This window comes from Bellilinea sp., assembly GCF_034432615.1.
Lineage (GTDB): Bacteria > Chloroflexota > Anaerolineae > Anaerolineales > Anaerolineaceae > Bellilinea.
In genome coordinates this window covers 1-2,555 of record NZ_DAOUBL010000116.1, presented here as the reverse complement: position 1 = coordinate 2,555, position 2,555 = coordinate 1, and the positions used below count along the sequence as shown (strand labels likewise).

Annotated in this window: 2 protein-coding genes; both read right to left on the bottom strand. The window is 47.7% G+C overall.

Annotation, left to right across the window (positions count from 1 at the left end; translation table 11 throughout):
* A partial coding sequence (locus VAE48_RS05260; protein ID WP_322792269.1) for a CTP synthase occupies positions 1-1,385 on the bottom strand: 1,385 nt, incomplete at its 3' end.
* Between the two features lie 311 nt (positions 1,386-1,696).
* A partial coding sequence (locus VAE48_RS05255) for a S1 RNA-binding domain-containing protein (RefSeq protein ID WP_322792268.1) occupies positions 1,697-2,555 on the bottom strand: 859 nt, incomplete at its 5' end.

Below are 2,555 nucleotides of genomic sequence, written 5' to 3'. Positions count from 1 at the left end.
CGATGGCGTTCTTCCACCAATTCTTGTTGATAATCGTGCCGGGCAATGGTATCCGGCTGCAGCTGGCAGGGATATAAACCCAAACGCATGGTGCCGCCCATGTCCGTTATGTGCTGCTGGTCGGGCATCAAATCAATTACGGGGTGGGGGGTGGTTCGGTCAAACTCGGTCGAATTGGCGCGTTCGTCTTTCAAAATGTGCCGGGCAAATTCAACGCACATCAATTGCATTCCCAGACACAACCCTAAAAAAGGGATCTTTTCGGTGCGGGCGATGCGGGCTGCGGCAATTTTCCCCTCTATTCCACGGCTGCCAAATCCCCCGGGAATCAAAATACCCGCTGCGCTGCGTATCTCATCAAGGTGTTTCCCTTTTTCAAGGTCGGCGGAGTGGATCCAGATAATTTCCACTTCTACGCCCAGGTGAAGCGCAGCATGGTTCAAAGCCTCACGAACGCTCATATAGGCATCGTGAAGTTCCACATATTTGCCGATCAGGGCAATTTTGATTTTGGGTTTGGGTTTATGAACCTGTTCCACCAGCCGTTTCCAATCCTTCCAATCTGGGGTGCGGCGGCTTTGTAAGCCCAACTTTTCAAGCAGGAATTCGGCTACCCCGGCTTCTTCCAGCATCAAAGGTACTTCATAAAGGTTGGAGGCTGTTACCATTGAAATAACGGCGCGTTTTTCAACATCGCAAAACTGGGCGATTTTTTCGATAATTTCGCGATTGAGGGGATAATCGGAACGGGCAACGATCATATCCGGTGTGATGCCGATTGCCCGTAATTGAGCGACAGAATGCTGAGTAGGTTTGGTTTTAATTTCACCCGTTGCGCCAATATATGGCAGCCAGGTGACATGAATATAAAGGGTGTTCTCTCGACCCACATCCCGCCGCAATTGACGCAATGCTTCTAAAAAGGGTTGCGATTCGATATCTCCAACCGTACCACCCACTTCTACAAGGACAATTTCTGCGCCGGTTGTTTTGGAAACCATGGCAATTCGCCGTTTGATTTCATTGGTGATGTGCGGAATAACCTGAATTGTGCCACCGAGATAATCACCGCGCCGCTCTTTGCTGATAACTTCGGCATATATTTGACCGGTGGTCATATTGCAAACGCGGTTCAAGCGGATGTCAATGAAGCGTTCATAATGACCGAGGTCAAGATCGGTTTCTGCCCCGTCATCCAGGACATAAACTTCCCCATGTTGATAGGGGCTCATTGTTCCCGGGTCTACATTGATATAAGGATCGAGTTTTTGAACGGCGACGGCGAAACCGCGCTCTTTCAGCAGACGTCCGGTGGCAGCAGCGGTAACCCCTTTGCCGACCGAACTGACAACCCCACCCGTGTAAAAAATGTATTTGGTTGGCATTTTGCCTCCACGATACCCATTAATGATCTGAGGGAGGGCGCAAAATTGGCTCCTCCCTCAGGAGATGATTTTCAGAAGCATTGTTGAAAATCTCTTTTGGATAACACCATGCAATCAAAGAAAGATTTACGGATTGGTAAGGTAGATTGTCCATTGTGGGTTCTACCTTTCCAAAGTTTATCATAGTTTTTTGATTTTGAAGAAAAAAACAACTCTGCCTGACCAAAGCAGAGTTGTGAAGTTCACCTCAGCAGAATGACCCAGGGAGATCATTAAGCCTGGCGTTAAGGGACTTTAACCAGCTACCAAAATTATTGAGTTGTGCTCTTGTGCTCTAAGGTGCGCGCCAAAATTTCTTCCTGTTCATTGGAAAGGCTTTTAGCCTTTTCTTTTTTGGCTTTTTCAACCTTTTTTCGATCTTTGGCACGTTCCATGGCTTCGCGAAGGGCAATTTCCATGGCGGTTGGCTCACTTTCGGCGGTAGAAGCCTCACCGGCCTGATGGAATTCGGCGCTTAAATCGCCGTAATCGCTGTGGCGTTCCTGACGGGAAGGGTTCTTCTTGCTGCGACGTGGTCTTTCTTTGCCTGTTTCTTTTTTGGGTTCTCTGACCGGTTCGGTTACTTCTTCCTGAACTGGTTCGGGCAGGAGGGCTTTAACGCTGAGTTTGATTTGTTTTTTCTTTTTATTGACATCAATTACTTTGGCTTCCAGCTCGTCGCCTTCTTTAACTACGTCCGCGGGCGTTCGCACATAGCCGTGAGCCAGTTCGCTGATATGAATCAAGCCGGGACGTTCTGCGCCAATATCCAGAAATACACCGAAGTTTTCAATGCGCACCACTTTGCCTTTCACCACCATGTCAGGTTTAATTTCGCGCCATTCCAGCTCAAGCGGTTTGATCATGGTTAATTCGATGCGGTTGTCTTTGATGCGGCGTACCCACACATCAATGATTTGTCCAACTTGTAAAACGTCTTTGACGCTTTTAATGGGTTGGTCAGTGAAGGTGGATATTTGCGAAATATGAAGGACGGCTTTTTGACCTTCCGCAATTTCAACAACAGCACCAGCCAGAGTGGTTTTGATGACCTTTCCGGCAAATTTCATTTTTGGCTTAATTTCAATATTCGTGTTGCTTTCCGCAGCAGCGGTATTTTCCATAATACTT